18 protein-coding genes are annotated in these 21,147 nt (G+C 58.8%); 6 read left to right on the top strand and 12 right to left on the bottom strand.

Annotated features, from left to right (window positions below):
• The first annotated feature begins 35 nt into the window (after window positions 1–35).
• From ACQ4OB_RS04000 to ACQ4OB_RS03980, 5 genes are all read left to right on the top strand, one after another.
• Complete coding sequence (locus ACQ4OB_RS04000) at window positions 36–1,394, top strand: DUF1329 domain-containing protein (protein ID WP_074877733.1); 1,359 nt, start codon at window positions 36–38, stop codon at window positions 1,392–1,394.
• A 148-nt stretch (window positions 1,395–1,542) separates the two neighbouring features.
• The gene (locus ACQ4OB_RS03995; RefSeq protein WP_430955172.1) at window positions 1,543–2,631 is read left to right on the top strand and encodes a WD40/YVTN/BNR-like repeat-containing protein; all 1,089 of its coding nucleotides are present in this window, start codon (window positions 1,543–1,545) and stop codon (window positions 2,629–2,631) included.
• Between the two features lie 15 nt (window positions 2,632–2,646).
• Window positions 2,647–5,163, top strand: a complete 2,517-nt coding sequence (locus ACQ4OB_RS03990) for an efflux RND transporter permease subunit (protein WP_074877730.1) — start codon at window positions 2,647–2,649, stop codon at window positions 5,161–5,163.
• Between the two features lie 7 nt (window positions 5,164–5,170).
• Window positions 5,171–6,949, top strand: coding sequence for an acyl-CoA dehydrogenase C-terminal domain-containing protein (locus ACQ4OB_RS03985; protein ID WP_430955171.1), 1,779 nt, complete (start codon window positions 5,171–5,173; stop codon window positions 6,947–6,949).
• 31 nt (window positions 6,950–6,980) lie between these two features.
• Window positions 6,981–8,624 (top strand): fatty acid--CoA ligase, encoded by a 1,644-nt coding sequence (locus tag ACQ4OB_RS03980; protein WP_430955170.1) that lies wholly within the window; start codon window positions 6,981–6,983, stop codon window positions 8,622–8,624.
• A 100-nt stretch (window positions 8,625–8,724) separates the two neighbouring features.
• On the opposite strand, the gene ACQ4OB_RS03975 is transcribed toward ACQ4OB_RS03980, so the two are convergent.
• From ACQ4OB_RS03975 to arcD (ACQ4OB_RS03955), 5 genes are all read right to left on the bottom strand, one after another.
• Window positions 8,725–9,087, bottom strand: coding sequence for a DUF5064 family protein (locus ACQ4OB_RS03975; RefSeq protein WP_074877724.1), 363 nt, complete (start codon window positions 9,085–9,087; stop codon window positions 8,725–8,727).
• A 12-nt stretch (window positions 9,088–9,099) separates the two neighbouring features.
• Window positions 9,100–10,029 carry a carbamate kinase gene (arcC, locus tag ACQ4OB_RS03970; protein ID WP_102614251.1) on the bottom strand — a complete coding sequence of 310 codons (930 nt, stop codon included), beginning with the start codon at window positions 10,027–10,029 and terminating at the stop codon, window positions 9,100–9,102.
• A 114-nt stretch (window positions 10,030–10,143) separates the two neighbouring features.
• Window positions 10,144–11,154 (bottom strand): ornithine carbamoyltransferase, encoded by a 1,011-nt coding sequence (locus ACQ4OB_RS03965; protein WP_074877720.1) that lies wholly within the window; start codon window positions 11,152–11,154, stop codon window positions 10,144–10,146.
• 68 nt (window positions 11,155–11,222) lie between these two features.
• Entirely contained in the window at window positions 11,223–12,479 is a 1,257-nt protein-coding gene (gene arcA / locus ACQ4OB_RS03960; protein ID WP_102614252.1) for an arginine deiminase, read from the bottom strand.
• Window positions 12,480–12,514: 35 nt separating this feature from the next.
• Window positions 12,515–13,942, bottom strand: coding sequence for an arginine-ornithine antiporter (gene arcD, locus ACQ4OB_RS03955; RefSeq protein WP_102614253.1), 1,428 nt, complete (start codon window positions 13,940–13,942; stop codon window positions 12,515–12,517).
• Between the two features lie 380 nt (window positions 13,943–14,322).
• Between arcD (ACQ4OB_RS03955) and arcD (ACQ4OB_RS03950) the strand changes: the two genes are divergently transcribed.
• Window positions 14,323–15,750: an arginine-ornithine antiporter gene (arcD, locus tag ACQ4OB_RS03950; protein WP_430955169.1), complete on the top strand. Its 1,428-nt coding sequence runs from the start codon at window positions 14,323–14,325 to the stop codon at window positions 15,748–15,750.
• A 155-nt stretch (window positions 15,751–15,905) separates the two neighbouring features.
• Here the strand turns inward: arcD (ACQ4OB_RS03950) and ACQ4OB_RS03945 are convergent, their stop codons facing one another.
• The 7 genes from ACQ4OB_RS03945 to ACQ4OB_RS03915 all read right to left on the bottom strand — a co-directional run bounded on the left by ACQ4OB_RS03945 (window position 15,906) and on the right by ACQ4OB_RS03915 (window position 21,054).
• Window positions 15,906–16,094 carry a hypothetical protein gene (locus ACQ4OB_RS03945; protein WP_076030654.1) on the bottom strand — a complete coding sequence of 63 codons (189 nt, stop codon included), beginning with the start codon at window positions 16,092–16,094 and terminating at the stop codon, window positions 15,906–15,908.
• A 34-nt stretch (window positions 16,095–16,128) separates the two neighbouring features.
• The gene (locus ACQ4OB_RS03940) at window positions 16,129–16,329 is read right to left on the bottom strand and encodes a hypothetical protein (protein ID WP_076030655.1); all 201 of its coding nucleotides are present in this window, start codon (window positions 16,327–16,329) and stop codon (window positions 16,129–16,131) included.
• Between the two features lie 94 nt (window positions 16,330–16,423).
• Window positions 16,424–16,687, bottom strand: a complete 264-nt coding sequence (locus ACQ4OB_RS03935) for a hypothetical protein (protein ID WP_074877703.1) — start codon at window positions 16,685–16,687, stop codon at window positions 16,424–16,426.
• A 146-nt stretch (window positions 16,688–16,833) separates the two neighbouring features.
• Window positions 16,834–17,526 (bottom strand): SOS response-associated peptidase family protein, encoded by a 693-nt coding sequence (locus tag ACQ4OB_RS03930; RefSeq protein ID WP_430955168.1) that lies wholly within the window; start codon window positions 17,524–17,526, stop codon window positions 16,834–16,836.
• 173 nt (window positions 17,527–17,699) lie between these two features.
• Entirely contained in the window at window positions 17,700–17,909 is a 210-nt protein-coding gene (locus ACQ4OB_RS03925) for a hypothetical protein (RefSeq protein WP_074877699.1), read from the bottom strand.
• Between the two features lie 51 nt (window positions 17,910–17,960).
• Window positions 17,961–19,637, bottom strand: coding sequence for a class II poly(R)-hydroxyalkanoic acid synthase (gene phaC, locus ACQ4OB_RS03920; protein WP_430955167.1), 1,677 nt, complete (start codon window positions 19,635–19,637; stop codon window positions 17,961–17,963).
• A gap of 283 nt (window positions 19,638–19,920) precedes the next feature.
• The gene (locus ACQ4OB_RS03915; RefSeq protein WP_074877684.1) at window positions 19,921–21,054 is read right to left on the bottom strand and encodes an aminotransferase class V-fold PLP-dependent enzyme; all 1,134 of its coding nucleotides are present in this window, start codon (window positions 21,052–21,054) and stop codon (window positions 19,921–19,923) included.
• Window positions 21,055–21,147 lie beyond the last annotated feature (93 nt).

The following is a 21,147-nucleotide window of genomic DNA, read 5'->3' as shown; positions in this document are numbered from 1 at the left end:
ACTGATTTGCTCAATGCAAGCAGGAGAATAACAAGATGAAATTCGCAAAAACCGTGTTGGCCGCTTCGCTGGCCATGGTCCTTGCCGCCCAGGCACAGGCCGCTGTTTCACCTCAGGAGGCTGCCAAATTGGGCAGCAGCCTGACCCTGGTGGGCGCCGAGAAGGCCGGGAACGCTGATGGTTCCATCCCCGCCTATGAGGGTGGCTTGACCACGCCGCCGGCCAGTTTCAAATCCGGTGACAGCATGCGTCCGGATCCCTTCGCCAACGAAAAACCATTGCTGGTGATCGACGGCAAAAACGTCGATCAGTACAAGGGCTTGCTCAGTGCAACCACGGCGGAACTGGCCAAACGTTTCCCGAGTTTCCACGTCAATGTCTACCCGACCCACCGCACCGTTTCGCTGCCCAAAGCCATCCTCGATAACGGCGTGAAGAATGCCAGCGGCGCCAAGTCCCTCGAAGGCGGTCTGGCCATCGATAACGTGCTGCCGGGCGTGCCGTTCCCGATCCCGCAGTCGGGCAACGAAGCAATGTGGAACTTCCTGCTGCGCTATCAAGGCGTGAGCATCAACTCCAAGTACGACTCCTGGAACGTCGACTCCGCCGGCGTGCCGAGCCTGGCGACCACCGGCCAGGCGTTCATTTCCTACCCGATCTACGAAAACCTCGCGCAGCCGATCAGCAGCGCTGACGTGTACTACCAGATGAAGCTGTCCTACACCGGCCCTGCGCGCCGGGCCGGTGAAGCGGTGATGCTCAAGGACGCCGCCAACCCGCTGCAACAGCCGCGTCGCGCCTGGCAATACCTGCCTGGCCAGCGTCGGGTCAAGCTGGCACCGAACCTGGCTTACGACACGCCTAACCCCGGCACCGCCGGCGCGGGCACCTACGACGATGTTTTCGTGTTCAACGGTGCACTGGATCGCTACGACTGGAAGCTGGTGGGTAAGCAGGAAATGATCGTGCCCTACAACACCTACAAGCTGACCTACGCCCAGGATCCCAAGTCGCTGACCACCGCCAATCACCTGGCTCCCGATTACGTGCGTTGGGAAAAACATCGCGTGTGGGTCGTGGAAGGCAACCTCAAGGCCGGCGCCCGACACATCTATCAGAAGCGCCGCTTCTACCTCGATGAAGACAGCTGGACCGCTCTGGCTTCTGACCAATACGACGCCCGTGGTCAGCTGTACCGTGGCTCCTTCGCCTTCCTCAGCCAGAGCTACGACAAGCAGATCCCGGATTCCACGCCCTTCATGATCTACGACTTGGTAGGAGGCTCGTACAACATCAACGGCGTGGTCGGGCCTTACGGCGGCATCAAGTACATCGATCCGCTCTCCAAGGCGCAATGGTCGTCGGAATCCCTGGCCGGCAGCGGCATTCGCTAAGCCAACCGCAAAAAGCGCCCGCAAGGTCCACGGCTCACCAAGCGTGGATCGTGTGGCGGTCGGTGCACGCCGATCGTCGCGGGCGCCAGGTGTGAACGTCAGACACACGGATGTGTGTCCCGGCGCGGTTTTCCGAAGAGGACGCGGTATGTGTTCGTATAAGAATTATTTGCAGGTGGCGTTTGGTGTGGTGCTCGGCCTGTTGCAGGGCGTCACCCACGCGGCCGATTACGTCGATGTGCTGGACCTGCCCGCCAGGGTCAGTGCCTTGGCCATCAACAGTCCGTTGTCCGGCATGGCCCGCGCCGGTGAGCGGGTGATCGCCGTCGGCCAGCGTGGCCATATTCTGTTTTCCGATGATGCCGGCCAGCACTGGCAGCAGGCAGCGGTGCCGGTCAGTGCCGACCTCAATGCCGTGAGTTTTCCTTCCTCGACCCAAGGCTGGGCGGTGGGCGGCGACGGTGTGGTGTTGCACAGCAACGATGCGGGCGCGACCTGGCGCAAGCAACTGGACGGTCGCGAGATCGGGGCCTTGCTGGTCAAGCATTACGGTGCGTTGGCCAGTGCAGAACCGGGCAACGAACAATGGCCGCTGCTGGTCGCCGAAGGTGAGCGCCTGGTGGCGCAAGGCGCCGACAAACCGTTGCTCGATGTCTGGTTTGCCAACGAGCGCCTCGGCTATGTGGTCGGGGTGTTCAACCTGATCCTGCGCACCGAGGATGGCGGCCAGAGCTGGACACCGTTCCAGGACCGCACCGACAACCCGCAGGGTTTTCACCTCAACGCCATCGCCTCCACCGGGGATGCGCTGTACATCGCCGGCGAGCAGGGCTTGTTGCTGAAATGGGATGACGCCCAACAGCGTTTCGCCGCCGTGCAGACACCTTATCAGGGCAGTTTTTTCGGGGTGCTCGGCAAACCCGGGGAAGTCCTCGTCTACGGCTTGCGCGGCAATGTGCTGCGCAGCACCGATGGCGGCCTCAGCTGGACCCCGCAGGACAGTGGCCTGCGCGTCAGCATCACTGCCGGAATCGTCGATGCCCAGGGTGATTACCGCCTGTTCACTCAGGGCGGGCAGATGCTGGTGAGCCAGGGGGGCGGTGCGCAAATGCACTGGTTGCAGCAAGCCGAACCAGTCCCGGTGACGGGCGTCACGCGTGCCGCCAACGGTGCGCTGGTAGTGGTTGGCAGCCGTGGTGCACGGACGCTGTCCGTTGACAAGCCCTCGAACCCTTAGAGCGAGTACCCAGACATGGGCAATATCAAACAAGAAACCATGCCGGTAATCCGCGATCTGCGGGATTTCGACCGCCATTCCGGCAACCTGCTGGAGCGGTTGGTGTTCAACTACCGCCCGTTGTTCATGCTGCTGATGGCGCTGGCCACCGTGGTGTTGGGCTACATGGCCGCAACGCGTCTGGAGCTTCGCCCCAGCTTCGAAAAAATGATTCCGCAGAGTCAGCCGTACATCCAGAACTTCCTGGAAAACCGCCAGTCGCTGCGCGGTTTGGGCAACTCGGTCCGGGTGGTGGTGGAGAACACCCAGGGCGATATTTTCGACCCCGGTTACCTGGACGTGCTCAAGCAGGTCAATGACAAGTTGTTCCTCACCGAAGGCGTCGACCGCGCCTGGATGAAGTCGTTGTGGAGCCCGGCGGTGCGCTGGACCGAAGTCACCGAGGAAGGGTTCCAGGGTGGCCCGGTGATGCCCGATACCTATGAGGGCAAGCCTGAGCAAATAGAACAGCTGCGCCAGAACATTTCCCGCGCCGGTATCGTCGGCAGCCTGGTGGCCAGCGACTACAAATCGAGCATGCTGATCGTGCCACTGCTGGACAAGGCCACGGCCAGCGGTCAGCGCATCGACTACCACGCCTTTTCGCAGATGCTCGAAGAGCAGTTGCGCGACAAGATCGAGTTCGCCGGCGACAGCGCTGCACGCAAGGCCGGGGAGGAGGGCAAGGGCCAGTACAAAGTCCGGGTGATCGGTTTCGCCAAACTGATGGGCGACCTGATCGACGGCCTGATCCAGGTGATGATGTTCTTCGGCCTGGCCGTGGTCACGTCGCTGATCATCATCTACGCCTACACCCGATGCGTGCGCAGCACCTTGCTGGTGGTCGGCTGCTCGTTGATCGCGGTGGTCTGGCAACTGGGCATCGTCGCCTGGTTGGGCTATGCCATCGATCCGTACTCGGTGCTGGTGCCGTTCCTGATCTTCGCCATCGGTGTGTCCCACGCGGCGCAGAAGATGAACGGGATCATGCAAGACATCGCCCGCGGCACCCACAGGCTGATCGCCGCACGCTACACCTTTCGCCGCCTGTTCATTGCCGGCGTCACTGCACTGCTGGCCGACGCTGTCGGGTTCGCGGTGCTGATGCTGATCGATATTCCAGTGATCCGCGACCTGGCGATCACCGCCAGTATCGGTGTGGCGGTGCTGATTTTCACCTCGCTGTTGCTGATGCCGGTGGCGCTGTCTTATGTCGGCGTCGGCGCCAAGGCTGCCGAGCGTGCGCTGAAAATCGACACCCGCGCAGAGGGGCACAAAGGCTTCGGCAAACTGTGGGACTTGCTCGACCGTTTCACCACGCGCAAGTGGGCCACGGGGGCGGTATTGGTCGCGATGCTGATGGGCATCGGCGGCTTCATGGTCAGTTTGCAGCTGAAGATCGGCGACCTGGAAAGTGGCGCGCCGGAGTTGCGTGCCGACTCGCGCTATAACCGTGACAACGCCTACATCACCAGCCACTACGCGCTGTCCAGCGACCTGTTCGCGGTGATGATCAAGACTGCGCCAGAAGGCTGCTTGAACTACAAGACGCTGGTCCTCGCTGACCGCCTGGCCTGGGAACTGCAGCAGTATCCGGGCGTACAGGCCACGGCGTCGTTGGTCAACGCGGTGCGCCAAATCACCGCCGGCACCTACGAAGGCAACCCCAAGCTCAACAGCATCCAGCGCAATCAGGACGTGCTGAACTACGCCGCACAGCAAGCCTCGGTCAACTCCCCGGAGTTGTTCAACACCGACTGTTCGCTGATGCCGGTGATCACCTTCCTCAAGGACCACAAGGCCGAGACCCTGGATGCCGTGGTGGGCATTGCCGAAAAATTCGCTCGCGAGAACAACAGCGAAGATCGGCAGTTCCTGCTGGCGGCCGGGTCGGCCGGGATTGAGGCGGCGACCAACATCGTGGTGCGCGAGGCCAATCGCACCATGCTGCTTTACGTCTATGCGGCGGTCACGCTGTTCTGCCTGATCACCTTCCGCAGCTGGCGCGCCACGTTGGTTGCGTTGTTGCCGCTGGTGCTGACCTCGATCCTCTGCGAAGCGTTGATGGTCGCCATGGGCATTGGCGTGAAGGTCGCCACCCTGCCGGTGATCGCATTGGGCGTGGGCATTGGCGTGGATTACGCGTTGTACCTGCTCAGCGTGCAGTTGCATTACCAGCGTCAGGGCCTGCCGCTGTCTCAGGCGTACCGCAACGCCGTGTCGTTTACCGGCCGGGTCGTGGGCCTGGTGGGCATCACTTTGGCGGCGGGCGTGGTGTGCTGGGTCTGGTCGCCGATCAAGTTCCAGGCCGACATGGGCATCCTGCTGACCTTCATGTTCCTGTGGAACATGCTTGGCGCGCTGGTGTTGATTCCTGCCCTGTCGTACTTCCTGCTGCGTCACCCCGTTTTGCAAGCTCACGTGGCGCAAGCCGCTGAAACCGACACCTCTCAACGCCAGGGTATGCCCCATGCCCTGACCACTTCCGAGTAAGCCAACCATGTCTGATTACAAAGCTCCTTTGCGCGATATGCGCTTCGTACTCAACGAAGTCTTCAAGGTGTCCAGCTTATGGGCCCGGTTGCCTGGCCTGGCCGAGGTGATCGATGAAGAAACAGCCGCTGCGATCCTTGAAGAGGCCGGCAAAATCAGTGGCGAAGTCATCGCGCCACTGAACCGCAGCAGCGACGAGCAGGGCTGCACCTGGAGCAATGGCGCAGTCACGGCGCCGGATGGTTTTGTTACGGCCTACCAGGCATTCGCCGAAGGCGGTTGGGTGGGTGTGGGCGGCGATCCACAGTTCGGTGGCATGGGCATGCCCAAGGCGATTTCGGCTCAGGTCGAAGAGATGGTCAACTCGGCAAGCCTGTCGTTCGGCCTGTACCCGATGCTGACCGCCGGTGCGTGCCTGTCGATCAATGCCCATGCCAGTGAAGCGCTCAAGGAACGCTATCTGCCAAACATGTACGCCGGCACCTGGACCGGTTCCATGTGCCTGACCGAGGCGCATGCCGGCACGGACCTTGGCCTGATTCGCACCCGTGCCGAACCTCAGGCCGACGGCAGTTTCAAGATCAGTGGCAGCAAGATTTTCATCACTGGCGGCGAGCACGACCTGACTGAAAACATCATTCATCTGGTACTGGCGCGGTTGCCTGATGCACCCGCCGGCCCCAAAGGCATTTCCCTGTTTCTGGTGCCCAAGGTGCTGGTCAATGACGATGGCTCGCTGGGCGAGCGCAACTCGCTGTCCTGCGGTTCCATCGAGCACAAGATGGGCATCAAGGCTTCGGCCACCTGCGTGATGAACTTTGACGGGGCGACCGGCTGGATTATCGATGCGCCGAACAAGGGCCTGGCGGCCATGTTCACCATGATGAATTACGAGCGTCTGGGCGTGGGTATCCAGGGTCTGGCGTTGGGTGAGCGTTCGTACCAGAACGCCGTCGAATACGCCCGTGACCGCCTGCAAAGCCGTTCGCCGACCGGTGCGCAGAACAAGGACAAGGCCGCCGATCCGATCATCGTGCACCCGGACGTACGGCGCATGTTGTTGACCATGAAAGCGTTGAACGAAGGCGGGCGGGCGTTCTCCAGCTACGTGGCGCTGCAACTGGACACTGCCAAGTACAGCGATGACGCCACCACCCGCAAGCGGGCGGAAGATTTGGTGTCGCTGCTGACCCCGGTGGCCAAGGCGTTCCTCACCGACATGGGGCTGGAAACCACGGTGCACGGCCAGCAGGTCTTCGGCGGCCATGGTTACATCCGCGAATGGGGCCAGGAACAACTGGTTCGCGATGTGCGCATCACCCAGATCTACGAAGGCACCAACGGTATCCAGTCACTGGACCTGGCCGGGCGCAAAATCGTCGGCAGTGGCGGGGCGCTGTACCGGCTGTTCGCTTCGGAAATCCGCACCTATACCGCCAATGCCTGCGCTGACCTCAGAGAGTTCACCCAACCGTTGAACGCCGCCGTCGACACCCTCGACGAACTGACCGCATGGCTGCTGGACCGGGCCCAGAGCAACCCGAATGAAATCGGCGCGGCTTCGGTCGAGTACCTGCACGTGTTCGGCTACACCGCGTACGCCTACATGTGGGCGCGAATGGCCAAGGCGGCCATGAGCACGCATTCAAAAGACGATTTCTACGCCAGCAAACTGGCCACCGCGCGCTTCTACTTCGCCCGTCTGCTGCCACGCATCCACTCGTTGAGTGCATCGGCCAAGGCGGGCAGCGAATGCCTCTATCAATTGGACGCAGCGCAGTTCTGAGCCCACGTAAAAAGGACCGGGAACCACAACCATGATGGCGACAAAAATAATTCCGCCCGCCGACGGCGCCTATGCCTACCCCTTGCTGATCAAGCAATTGCTGCTGTCCGGCGTGCGCTACGAGCCGGGTCGGGAAATCGTGTATGCCGACAAACTGCGCTACAGCTACCAGACCCTCAACCAGCGGATCCGCCGGCTGGCCAACGCCTTGACCGCTGCCGGCGTCAAGGCCGGGGACACGGTGGCCCTGCTCGACTGGGACAGCCACCGCTACCTGGAATGCTTCTTTGCCGTACCGATGATCGGTGCGGTGCTGCATACGGTGAATATCCGTCTTTCGCCGGATCAGGTGCTGTTCACCATGAACCATGCCGAGGATGACCTGGTGCTGGTGCATGACGACTTCCTGCCTCTGGTAGAACAGATTCACGGGCAGCTCAAAACCGTCAAAGGCTACCTGCAGTTGACGGACGACACCGCCATCCAGACGTCGCTACCGGTGCTGGGGGAATATGAAAACCTGTTGGCCGGGGCGGCTGACCAGTACGACTTTCCCGATTTCGATGAAAACTCCGTGGCGACCCTGTTCTACACCACGGGCACCACTGGCGACCCCAAAGGCGTGTATTTCACCCACCGCCAACTGGTGTTGCACACCTTGAATGCCGTCGGCACGTTGGGCGTCTATCAGGGGTTGCCGCTGCTGCGCTCGGATGACGTCTATATGCCGATCACGCCGATGTTTCACGTGCATGCCTGGGGTGTGCCGTATGTCGCCACCCTGATGGGGATCAAGCAGGTCTACCCCGGTCGCTACGAGCCCAACAGTCTGGTCAGGCTGTATCGAGAGGAGAAAGTCACGTTCTCCCACTGTGTACCGACCATTTTGCAAATGATCCTGAACTGCGAAGAAGCTGAACGAACTCGATTCGATGGCTGGAAAATGCTCCTGGGGGGCAGCGCGCTGACATTAGGTATTGCCAGCGAAGCGAGCGCCAAAGGCATTCAGGTGCACAGCGGCTACGGCATGTCGGAAACCTGTCCGTTGCTGTGCCTGACTTACCTGCGTGATGAAGACCTCGAACAATCCCCGCAAGCCCAACTGGCCACCCGCATCAAGACGGGCACGCCTGTACCGATGGTCGACCTGAAAATCATCGATGCCGATGGCAATGAGGTTACCCATGACGGCGAGTCTTTGGGCGAGATCGTGGTACGCGCACCCTGGCTGACCCAAGGCTATTTCAAGGAGCCGGAAAAGGGCGCCGAGTTGTGGCACAACGGCTGGCTGCACACCGGTGACCTGGCCTCTATCGACCCGCTGGGAGGAGTGGAAATCAAGGATCGCATCAAGGATGTGATCAAGACGGGCGGGGAGTGGATCAGTTCTCTTGAGCTGGAGAGCCTGATCAGCGAACACGTGGCTGTCATGTCGGTCGCGGTGGTAGGCATCGCCGATGAGCAATGGGGCGAACGGCCGATGGCGCTGGTGGTGTGCGAGCCCGGGCAGTACCTGGACCGCAAGATCCTGGAGGCGCACCTTCAAGGGTTTGTCGAGCGTGGTCGCATCAACAAGTGGGCGATTCCCAAGCAGTTCAAGTTCGTTGCCGAGATCCCTAAAACCAGCGTCGGGAAGATTAACAAGAAGCTCATCCGGGAAAGTGAATTGGGCTGAAGCCTTGCCGATATCCCTCAGGGATTTGCGCGGCCAGTGCCCACAGCAACACGCGTGGTTCTGGCCGCTTCACTGATAACGATAGAAAAGCGCGCCCGGATCACTCCAGATGTTCTGGTTTGACCGGGTCGCCTGATTTCATATCCAGCTGCTCCCTCATGTCTTCGAACATCAAGTCGTAGAATTTGTGATTTGACCCAAGGCTGCTGTGCACTTTGGGGATACCGTGCTTTTCAAGAATTTTCGTGACATTCCTGGCGAAGTTGTAGGCTTGATCCTTGGGGAGGAAGAACGTTTCCGTCATCTCCTTGCCCTGGATCGAACCGTGCAATGTGAACTGCATCCCTTTGCCTTCCTTGGGATCCTTGAACACTTCATAGTCCAGGTGCAGGTTGTAGTTGACATCGTCCTTGGTCAGCGCGTGGCGCTCGATGTGCAGATGTCCGGGGTCGAACGTTGCCATTGTCGTCTCTCCTCACAAATAGGTAATGCCAGATGCCTTGGTGCTGATACGGGTGCCCGCTGTGCCCTGAACGATAGCCTCGATGTCCGAGAGTGAACCGATTACCGCGACTTTGCCGGTATGGCGGGCGAACTCGCAGGCGGCCTGGACTTTCGGCCCCATGGACCCAGCCGCAAAGCCGAGTTTTTCCATTTCGTCGGGGTGAGCCTGAGCGATGGCTTTCTGGGTGGGTTTGCCGAAATCGATGTAGGCGGCATTGACGTCGGTGGCGATCACCAGCAGATCGCTTTCCAGCTGTTCAGCCAGCAGCGCCGAGCACAGGTCTTTGTCGATCACCGCTTCCACGCCCTGCAGTTTGCCGCTGGCGCCGTACATCGTCGGGATGCCGCCCCCCCCCGCGCAAATCACAATACTGTCTTTTTCCAGCAGCCACTTGATCGGGCGAATTTCAAAAATACGCTTGGGTCTTGGGCTGGCGACTACGCGACGGAACTTGTCACCGTCCGGGGCAATCGCCCAGCCTTTTTCGGCCGCGAGTTGTTCCGCCTCAGCCTTGGTGTAGACCGGGCCAATGGGTTTGGTAGGGTTCTGGAACGCCGGGTCATTGGCATCGACTTCGACTTGAGTGAGCAGGGTGGCGAAGGGCACTTCGAAGTCCAGCAGGTTGCCCAGTTCCTGTTCGATGATGTAGCCGATCATCCCTTCGGTTTCGGCACCCAGCACGTCCAGCGGATACGGCGAAACCGAGGTGTAGGCCGCGGCTTGCAGCGACAACAGGCCGACCTGCGGACCATTGCCATGGGCGATGACCAGTTGATTGCCAGGATGAATCTTGGCGATCTGTTCGGTGGCGATCCGGATGTTGGCGCGCTGATTGTCCGAGGTCATGGGTTCACCACGGCGGAGCAGGGCGTTACCACCCAGAGCAACGACGATACGCATAATGCAGTCCTTCTAAACAGTGAGGCAACGGACGGCTCGGTCTCCTGTGGGAGCGTGGCTTGCCCGCGATACAGGCAAGCCACGCTCCCACAGAAAGGCAAACCGCATCAGCCGTTACAGGTCAGCAAGGGTCGACACCAGAATCGCCTTGATGGTGTGCATGCGGTTTTCCGCTTGCTCGAAGGCAATGCAGGCTGGCGACTCGAACACGTCATCGGTGACTTCAATACCGTTGCTAAGGTGCGGGTATTGTTCGGCGATCTGTTTGCCGATCTTGGTGTCGCAGTTGTGGAATGCCGGCAGACAGTGCATGAACTTGGTGCGCGGATTGCCGGTGGCTTTCATCAATTCCGCATTGACCTGGTATGGCAGCAGTTGTTTGATGCGTTCGGCCCAGGCTTCAACCGGTTCACCCATCGATACCCAGACATCGGTGTGAATGAAGTCCACGCCTTTGACGGCGGCTTTAGGGTCTTCGGTCAGGGTGATGCGAGCGCCGCTTTCCTCTGCGTATTTTTTGCAGCGAGCGACCAGATCGTCCGCCGGCCACAGGGCTTTCGGCGCGCAAATGCGCACGTCCATGCCGAGCTTGGCGCCGATCAGCAGCAGCGAGTTGCCCATGTTGTTACGGGCGTCGCCCAAATAGGCGTAACTGATCTCATGAATCGGCTTGTCGGCGTTTTCACGCATGGTCAGCACGTCGGCAATCATTTGCGTCGGGTGGTACTCATCGGTCAGACCGTTGAACACTGGCACACCGGCGAACTTGGCCAGTTCTTCGACGATTTCCTGCTTGAAGCCACGGTATTCGATGGCGTCATACATGCGACCCAATACGCGGGCGGTGTCCTTCATGCTTTCCTTGTGGCCGATTTGCGAAGAGTTCGGGTCGATGTAGGTGACATTGGCGCCTTGGTCATAGGCTGCCACTTCGAAGGCGCAACGGGTCCGGGTCGAGGTTTTTTCGAAGATCAACGCGATGTTGTTGCCTTTGAGGTGTTGCTGCTCGGTGCCGGTGTACTTGGCGCGCTTGAGGTCGCGAGACAAGTCCAGCAGATAGCGTAATTCGCGAGGCGTGTGGTGCTCCAGGCTCAGCAAATTACGGTTGTGAATATTAAAGGCCATTTTGGATCTCCTTGGATGTCGGTTATCCCAACGCCTGTGCTTTATAAGCGCAGGCGCAGGTGGGCAAATTAATAGTCGATAGGGTCGCGAATGATCGGGCACGTCATGCAGTGGCCGCCGCCTCTGCCGCGACCCAGTTCGCCAGCGCTGATGGTGATGACTTCCACGCCAGCCTTGCGCAGCAGCGTATTGGTGTAGGTGTTGCGGTCGTAACCGATCACCACACCCGGCTCCACAGCGACCACGTTGTTGCCGTCATCCCACTGCTCGCGTTCGGCGGCGAAGCTGTTGCCGCCGGTTTCGACGACGCGCAGCGCTTTGAGGTTGAGGGCTTTGGCCACGGTGTCGAGGAAGTTGGTCTCTTCGCGACGGATGTCGATGCCACCGGGTTTGCTTTCGTCAGGGCGAAGGGTGAAGGCCACGATCTGGTTCACCACTTCCGGGAAGATGGTCACTACATCGCGGTCGCAGAAACTGAACACCGTGTCCAGGTGCATCGCTGCACGGGATTTCGGCAGGCCGGCGACAATCACTTTCTCAACAGCTTTGTTCTTGAACAAATTGACTGCCAGTTGGCCGATAGCCTGACGAGACGAGCGTTCGCCCATACCGATCAAGACCACGCCGTTACCGATCGGCATGACGTCACCTCCTTCCAGGGTGGAATTGCCGTGGTCCTTGTCCGGATCGCCATACCAGATCTGGAAGTCGGCGTTGGTGAACTGCGGATGGAACTTGTAGATGGCCGTCGCCAGCAAGGTTTCCTGACGGCGCGCCGGCCAGTACATCGGGTTCAGCGTCACACCGCCGTAGATCCAGCAAGTGGTGTCGCGGGTAAACTGGGTATTGGGCAGTGGCGGCAGAATAAAACTGGAATGGCCGAGGAAATCGCGGAACATTTCGATGGTCTTGCCACCGAAACTGGTCGGCAGGTCATCGGCAGACACCCCGCCAATCAGAAACTCGGCGATCTTGCGTGGCTCGAGGCTGCGCAGCCAGGAACCGGTTTCGTTGATCAAACCCAACCCAACCGAGTCGGCGGTGATCTTGCGTTCCAGGATCCAGTCCAACGCTTCGGGGATGGCGACGATATCGGTCAGCAGGTTGTGCATTTCCAGCACATCGACGTTGCGCTCGCGCATTTTGGTGACAAAGTCGAAATGGTCACGCTTGGCCTGGGCGACCCACAGCACATCGTCGAACAGCAGTTCGTCACAGTTATTCGGGGTTAGCCGCTGGTGAGCCAGGCCTGGGGAGCAAACCATGACTTTACGCAGTTTGCCGGCTTCGGAATGGACGCCGTACTTAACTTTTTCGGTGGTCATTGCAGTGATCCTCCAGATGACAAAACACTTAGGCGTTACAGGGTCAGGAAGCCGTCATACAGCCCGTAGGCTGCGACCAGGGCGCCGACGACGACTGCTGCGAAAATCAACTTCTCGACGTTGGTGAAAACCGGTTTATTGACTTCAAGTTTAGCCTTGGCGAACAGAATGACGCCGGGGGCGTAGAGCAGGGCGGAGAGCAGCAGGTATTTGACGCCGCCGGCATAAATCAGCCAGATCGCATAAATCACCGCAATGGCGCCGATGAACAAGTCTTTCCTGCGTTCGGCCAGAGCGTTTTCATAGCTCTCACCGCGCATCGCCAGCAGCAGCGCATAAGCCGCAGACCACAAGTACGGCACCAGAATCATCGAGGTGGCGAGGTAGATCAGCGACAGGTAGGTACTGGCCGAGAACAGCGTGATGATCAGGAACAGTTGCACCATCGCATTGGTCAGCCACAAGGCGTTGACCGGCACCTGGTTGGCATTTTCCTTGCGCAGGAAGGCCGGCATGGTGTGGTCCTTGGCGGCGGCAAACATGATTTCCGCACACAACAACACCCACGACAGCAGCGCACCGAGCAACGAAATGATCAGGCCGACGCTGATCAGTACCGCGCCCCACTCACCGACCACGTGTTCCAGCACCGCGGCCATGGACGGGTTCTGCAGTTTGGCCAATTCCGGTTGGGTCATGATCCCCAGCGACAGTACATTGACCAGCACCAGGAACAGCAGCACGGTGATGAACCCGATCACGGTGGCTTTACCCACATCGCTGCGTTTTTCCGCACGGGCCGAGAAGATGCTCGCGCCTTCAATGCCGATGAATACCCAGACGGTAACCAGCATCATCTTGCGCACCTGGTTCATCACGCTGCCCAGGTCCGGGTTTTTGAGGCCCCAGATATCGGCGGTGAAGATATCCAGCTTGAAGGCGAAAATCGCGATCAGGACAAACAGCAGTAGCGGTACGATTTTGGCGACCGTGGTCACCAGGTTGATGAATGCGGCTTCCTTGATCCCGCGCAGCACGAGAAAGTGCACGGCCCAGAGCAGCACCGACGCGCCGATGATCGCCGCCACCGTGTTGCCTTCACCGAAGATCGGAAAGAAGTAACCAAGGGTGCTGAACAGTAAAACAAAGTAACCAACGTTACCCAGCCAGGCACTGATCCAGTAGCCCCAGGCAGACGAGAAACCCATGTAGTCGCCGAAACCCGCCTTGGCGTAGGCGTAGACACCGCCGTCCAGATCGGGCTTGCGGTTGGCCAGCGTCTGGAAAACAAAGGCCAGGGTCAGCATGCCAACGGCCGTAATTGCCCAACCGATCAGAACGGCACCGACGTCAGCACTGGCGGCCATGTTCTGCGGCAGGGAAAAGATCCCACCCCCGATCATGGAACCGACGACCAATGCAACCAGCGCGCCGAGTTTCAGTTTTCCCGGGGATTCAGACATTGCATGACTCCATTGCAGGGGAGGAGAAACAACATTGGTTTCGTTATGTTCTTTCGATTAATGCATATCTATATTTCATTGTTATTTAAAGACTTACGAAAATAAGGCTGTTCGTAATAATCTTGTTGTCGTGACTGTTTTTAAGCGGCCAGGGAGAAAATAATTGCTGACTTCACGCTAGTTGGTTTCCAGTGTTTGGCAAATTTTAATTGCTGTTTCATGGGTGCCCAATGAGGTGCTGATAATTACACTGCTGTTTTTATTGCGAAAAGTTATAAAAAATCCTTTGCCTGGCGTTAATCGGTAACCCCTATTACGCTTTGTCAATTGGTTAATACCGACTATGAAAGTCCCCGCGGGTAAACGGAGGCGCAAAAAAAATGTCACAGACGACACAAAAGCTCCGCTTGAATGCGCTGATTGCCTTAGTAGTGGGATCGATGATCGGTGGCGGGATCTTTTCCCTGCCGCAAAATATGGCCGAGAAAGCCGACGTAGGCGCGATATTGATCGGCTGGGCAATCACTGCCGTTGGCATGCTGACCCTGGCCTTCGTCTTTCAGACGCTGGCCAATCGCAAACCCGAGCTGGATTCCGGGGTGTATGCCTATGCCAAGGCCGGGTTTGGCGATTACATGGGTTTTTCTTCCGCCTGGGGTTACTGGATCAGCGCCTGGCTAGGCAACGTCGGTTACTTCGTGCTGCTGTTCAGCACCCTGGGTTATTTTTTTCCGGTTTTTGGCCAAGGCAACACGCCGATCGCCATCGGCTGCGCCTCGATCCTTCTGTGGTCGGTGCATTTTTTGGTGATGCGCGGAATCAAAGAGGCCGCCTTCATCAATCAACTGACCACCGTCGCCAAGATCGTGCCGTTGATCATGTTTATCGTGATCGCTGCCGTGGCCTTCAAGGCTGACATCTTTACCCGGGATATCTGGGGCCGCAGCAATCCGGATTTTGGCGGTGTGATGGATCAGGTGCGCAACATGATGCTGGTAACGGTCTTCGTCTTTATCGGCATCGAAGGCGCCAGTGTGTATTCGGCCCGGGCGGAAAAGCGTTCGGATGTAGGCCGAGCGACGGTCATCGGTTTCCTCGGGGTGTTGGCGCTGCTGGTATTGGTTAACGTGCTGTCCCTCGGCGTCATGAGCCAGCCCGAATTGGCCAAACTGCAGAATCCGTCACTGGCGACGGTGATGGAGCATATCGTCGGTCATTGGGGGGCGCTGTTGATCAGCATTGGTTTGGCGATTTCGCTGTTGGGGGCGTTGCTGTCATGGGCGCTGCTCTGTGCTGAAATTCTCTTTGCCACGGCCAAGGACAAGACCATGCCGGCCTTCCTGAAAAAGGAAAACGCCAACCATGTACCGGTCAACGCCTTGTGGCTGACCAATGTGATGATCCAGATTTTCCTGCTGATAACACTGTTCTCTGCCGGCACCTACACCAGTCTGATCTACCTCGCGTCATCGATGATTCTGGTGCCCTACCTGTGGTCGGCGGCCTATGCAGTATTGTTGAGCGGGCGCGGCGAAACCTACGAACACGCATCGGCCGAGCGCACCAAAGACTTGATGATTGGCGGGATCGCACTGTGTTACGCGGTGTGGCTGTTGTATGCCGGCGGGGTGAAGTATTTGCTGCTCTCGGCGTTGTTGTATGCGCCCGGAGTGATTTTATTTGCCAAGGCAAAACATGAGCAGGGCGAGCCTTTGTTTTCGCCTGTCGAGAAAGGGATTTTTGCCTGCGTTATCGCCGGGGCCGGGTTGGCAGCGTATGGGTTGTACAGTGGATTGCTGTCGTTGTGAGGTGCTCAAGAACGAAAAAGCCCGGCGCCAGGCCGGGCTCTTTATACACGTGGCCAAATCCCTTTGGCTGCCTGCAGTGTGCTTGGTCAGTGTGACGAAGGCATGACAGGTGCAAAGCCCGGGGTGGGGCAGACTATTGAACGATCGGCATGCAGCTAGCCTGCCATTGCAATTCTCAGTGCCACCGCAGCCTCAAGCAGCTTATTCGCCTGATTCGAGACGGCCGTCGCCAAGGCATCGTTTCCATCCTCTTTCAGCATTGCCGCCAAATCGAGCAGTTTTCCAATCTCGATCTCAACCACCCGAACGGATTCGGTTATCTGGTATTGAAATGAGTGCGCCATGCCATCAACCCTCGTTCCAGATCCAAGACGGTATTCAATGAAGAACCCTGCGACTTTCACCAATCCTGATCCGGTCCAGCGCCCGGTTTAACGCATCCAAGGCATCGAGGAGGGCTTTAGCCTCGCTCTCTCGACCATCTCCCCACAGGCGTTCAGCCATTTTGTTCAGGGCTTGGATCGATTTCTCGATATCTGCAGCACTTGCAGCAGTGTCAACTGGCCGCTTCTTTGGCATTGTCAGTGAGCGTCCTTTTTGCGAGAAGTCCAGACCCAGTAGGGTGCGGAGCTGATTCAGTTCGCACCGTGAACGCCGTCGCTGCCCTGCCGGGTCAATGAACTGCCGAAGACCTGGGAACCGGGACGTGATCAAATCTGGAAATTTCTTTGATCCAGAAGCGACGGTATTTGGTTTGGTCTGGTGACAACGGTTTGTGATTTGACCAGGGATGCTCAGCTTTCAAGCTGGCTCGGTAAACCTCCCACTCTTTCTCCTCGGCCACTTCCTTGGCCCTTTTCTCGTCATCGAACCAACCCAGTACGTAAACTTCGCCCTGATCCATACCATGCTCGATCAGTAGATAGATATCTTTCATAAGCCTGAACTCGCTACTGCACGTTCTAAAATCCCATGATGCTGGGGCATTGTTTTGACTATCGGCAGGCACTTTCGATTATTTAGTTTTATCGATGAGTGGTGCGAAATCGATCCTGAGTCCGAATCGCTTGACCGATTGCTCGATCAGCCTTCGTCTCGGTCAAGGGGGGTGATGAGCTCCCGCCCCTGATTCCGTACGTTGCCGACAGCATTGTCAACCTTGAACCACTCGAAGGCCTCGGCAGGTTCTCCCTCAAGAAGGACCATTTGCTCGGCGCGCTCTTTCGGCAGGGCCGGGTCCAGCCATTCTCGGGCCAGCTCCGGGCTCAATGTCACCGGGCGTCGGTCGTGGATATCGACCATGCCTCCGGCGCTGTCGGCGGTGATGATCACGAAGCCGTCCTGCTCACCCGGTTCACGCTCAGCGATGGGGTACTGACCGATCGCGGCACAGAGGATCGGTGTCCGGTCACGGTGGCGAATGAGGTAAGGCTGTTTCTTTGGCCCGCCTTCATAAACCCACTCAAACCAGTTGTCGATCGCAATGATCGCCCGATGAGGCCAGATCGCTTTGAAGAACGGTCCGTGGGCAACTTTCTCAACCCGGGCATTGATCGGCGCGACGCGGTCTTTGGCCCAGTGCGGGCGCCAGCCCCAGCGAACCATGTCAGCGCGCAGAAACTGACCTTCTTGGTGAATGAGGGCAAGCTGAGTGGTCGGAGCGGCGTTGTAGCGCTCGAAAGGCTGGTCGCCGGCATAGTTGATCAGTGCATGGGGGATACTGAGCGCCGCGACGAAGTCGTGAATTCCCCGGTACTGTGAAAGGCGTCCGCACATGATTGAACCCTCCTGCTGTTCATTCAGGGTAGACCAGCGGGTGAAGGCGTCGTTACAAAACCTCTTCCAGCGCATGTCTGGCAATCTTCATGGCGGCGGGGCAGGCGTAGAACCTGGCCAAATCGAGACGCGGCTATCGCGGCGCGGACGAGGCGACGAGCTGTCGCTCCAGGTCACTCCGGGGTCATCAGCACTGCCAGTGTCAGCTTGATGAACTCCTCGTTCTTGTCGATGGTGTCCAATTCGGCGCGCACGTTGTCTGCAATGTCAGCCGAGCCGCGCGCCTCGACCCAGTTGGAAATTTCCAGGATGGCGGCCTCCAGGGCGAGTTGGTTTTCGTTGATCTTGTACAACAAGGAGGGGAGCAGGTCTGAATGTGGCATCGCGATTCCTCGGTTTTAAGGACAGCGTAGCCCCATTTGATGCCAACAGGCTCAGCGCATGTGCACGTAGGTTCCCGGCGCAGCCTCGGCAGCTGCATAGGCTCGGTTGCCCAGTCTACGCGTAGCTTTTTTGTGATCACCCGAGCGTGTCTGCAGCCATTCCAGCCAGTGGGGCCACCAGGAGCCGGCCTGTTGACTGGCGGCGTCCATCCATTCCTGAGCCTCGTCCGGCAGATGACTGCCGGTCATGAAGCGTGCCTTGGGGTTGCCCGGCGGGTTGAGGATGCTCTGGATATGCCCGCTGTTGGACACCACGAACTCGCCCTGGCCGCCAAACAGATGCATGGAGCGGTAGCAGGCGTCCCACGGGGTGATGTGGTCGCTCAGGCCGGCGATGCAGTAGAAGTCACTGGTGACCTGGCCGAGGTCTATCGATGTGCCGCAAACTTCCAGCGCACCGGCGCGGGCGAACGGATTGCTCTGGTACATATCGATGAATTCGCCGTGCAGCGTGGCGGGCAGGTTGGTGGTGTCGTTGTTCCAGTAGAGGACATCGAAGGCCGGCGGCTCGTTGCCGAGCAGGTAGTTGTTGATCCAGTAACTCCAGATGAGGTCATTAGGGCGCATCCAGGCGAAGACCTTGGCCAGTTCGCGGCCCTCCAGCACGCCCGCTTTCCAGGAACGACGCTTGGCTGCCTCGAGGGTCTTTTCGTCGGCGAACAGCCCGAGCTGGGTGTCGGGTTGTATGTCCAGCATACTGACACCCAGGGTAAAGGCATTGATCTTGTTCTCGTCCAGGGCGGCGTAGTGACCCAGCAGCGAGGACAGGGTGCAGCCCCCGGAACAGGCACCGAAGGTGTTCAGGTCGGCGCTGCCGGTTATCGAAAGCACCGCGTCGATTGCTTCCTTCAAGGCTTCCACGTAGCTGGACAAACCCCATTCACGCTGTGCCTTGCCCGGATTGCGCCAACTGATCGCGAAGGTCTGGATACCGCTGTCGAGGAGAAAACGGATCAGGCTCTTCTCCGGCGTCAGGTCAAACAGGTAGAACTTGTTGATTTGCGGCGGCACCACCAACAACGGACGCACTTGCACCTGCGCGGTACGGGGCTTGTACTGGATCAACTCCAGCACGTCATTGCGAAACACCACTGCACCTTCAGTGATGCCCAGATTGTGGCCCACCTCGAACGCCGTCTTGTCCACCTGGCTGGGCATGCCGCCGTTTTTGATCAGATCCCGGGTCAGCTGCGAGAAACCATCGAGGATGCTCTTTCCACCGGTTTCAAAGAAACGTTTGAGCGCTACCGGGTTGGCCAGGGTGTTGGTCGGCGCCATGGCATCGGTCAGCAGGCCGATGACAAACTGACCACGCTGAGCGTCCTGTTCGCTGAGGTTGCTGGTGCTGATCCAGTCGTTCATCTCCTGGCACCAGGCCAGATAAGTCTTCAGGTAGCGACGGTAGAGCGGGTTGCGCTGCCAGGCCAACTCGTCGAAGCGCTTGTCGCCCGCCGCCGGCTTGAGCGGCGAGCGGTTGAGCAAGACATTTTTCAGCTCGATACCGAATGCAGCCATGTGCCGCGCGCTATGCACCGGCTGCTTCAACACCTGTCGAAGGACCATGCGGGCGGTGCCGAGCAGGTCGCGCGCGCGAGGACTGACCGCCGGATTCAGGTTCAACGTGTGCGTTGCAGCTAGCTGGGACAAATCTTTATTTTTCTTGTTCATTGCGCCACTCCGGTAAGGCCCAAAAGACGGGCACTTTGCGGTTATAGGGCTACGAGCAAGTTGTGCATTGGGAAAATGCAGGGCTTGCCACGCAGATCTAGAGGAGCAGCTTATAGACGGGGCAGCGGTGGACATTACATTTGGCGACAACGCCTTTTCACTTCATGACAATCCCGTGCCTTTGATCCGCGATTGTGCGGCGAATATGACGCTTATCGCCCGGACGTGATGTTAGAACCAGCCCTCCCGGAATTCACAAGTTCGATGCGGGCAAGATGAGGGCTTAGTTAACCATCACCTCGTCCAGTGCCTGCTCAAGGGTGCTGACCGTGCGCTCGATGTTGTGCAGCTTTTCGAGTCCGAACAGACCGATGCGGAAGGTCTGGAAGTCGGCCGGCTCGTCGCATTGCAACGGCACTCCGGCGGCGATCTGTAGGCCGTGGTTGGCAAATTTCTTACCGTTCTTGATGTCGGCATCATCGGTGTAGCTCACCACTACGCCAGGAGCCTGAAAGCCGGCTGCGGCCACGCTTTTGATGCCTTTGCCGGCCAACATTGCGCGCACCCGATCGCCCAGAGCCTGTTGGTCGCCGCGGACCTTGTCGAAACCGTAGGCTTGCGTCTCTTTCATCACGTCATTAAATCGCGCGAGGGAATCGCTGGGCATGGTCGCATGGTAGGCATGTCCGCCCTGTTCGTAGGCCTGCATGATCTGCAACCATTTTTTCAGGTCGCAGGCGAAACTGCTGCTTTGCGTCTGTTCGATGCGCTCGAGAGCCAGAGAACTGAGCATCACCAGGGCGCAGCAAGGGGAGGCGCTCCAGCCTTTCTGCGGTGCGCTGATCAGCAGGTCGACTGCGCATTTCTGCATATCGACCCAAAGCGTGCCTGAGGCGATGCAGTCCAGGACGAACAGACCACCCACCGCATGCACGGCGTCGCCGACGGCTCGCAGGTACTCGTCGGGCAGGAGAATCCCTGACGAGGTTTCAACGTGGGGGGCGAAGACAATCTGCGGCTTCTGCGCCTGAATGGCTGCCAGCACTTCGTCCAGAGGGGGTGGGGCGTAGGCAGCCTGACGACCCGTGTCGACCGGTCGGGCTTTCAGCACCGTGGTGGCCGCCGGGATGTTGCCCATCTCAAGGATCTGGCTCCAGCGATAACTGAACCAGCCGTTGCGTATCACCAGGCATTGCTGGTCGGTGGCAAACTGTCGCGCCACCGCTTCCATGCCGAATGTGCCGCTGCCCGGCACCACCGCAACAGCCTGGGCGTTGTAGACCTGTTTCAGGGTTTTGGAAATGTTCTTCATCACGTCTTGAAATGACTGTGACATGTGGTTGAGCGAGCGGTCGGTGTAGACCACTGAATACTCGACCAGCCCCTCGGGATCGACACTGGGATATAGCTTTGACATGGGGTGACTCCTTTGACAGAGATCTCAGTGGTATCGACCCTGCCCTAAGCCTTGGCAAATGACAAGATTGCTCGGGATTGAATGGCGACTTCT

The organism is Pseudomonas sp. ES4, assembly GCF_050586665.1.
Taxonomy (GTDB): domain Bacteria; phylum Pseudomonadota; class Gammaproteobacteria; order Pseudomonadales; family Pseudomonadaceae; genus Aquipseudomonas; species Aquipseudomonas frederiksbergensis.
This window is presented reverse-complemented; position numbering and strand designations above follow the sequence as displayed.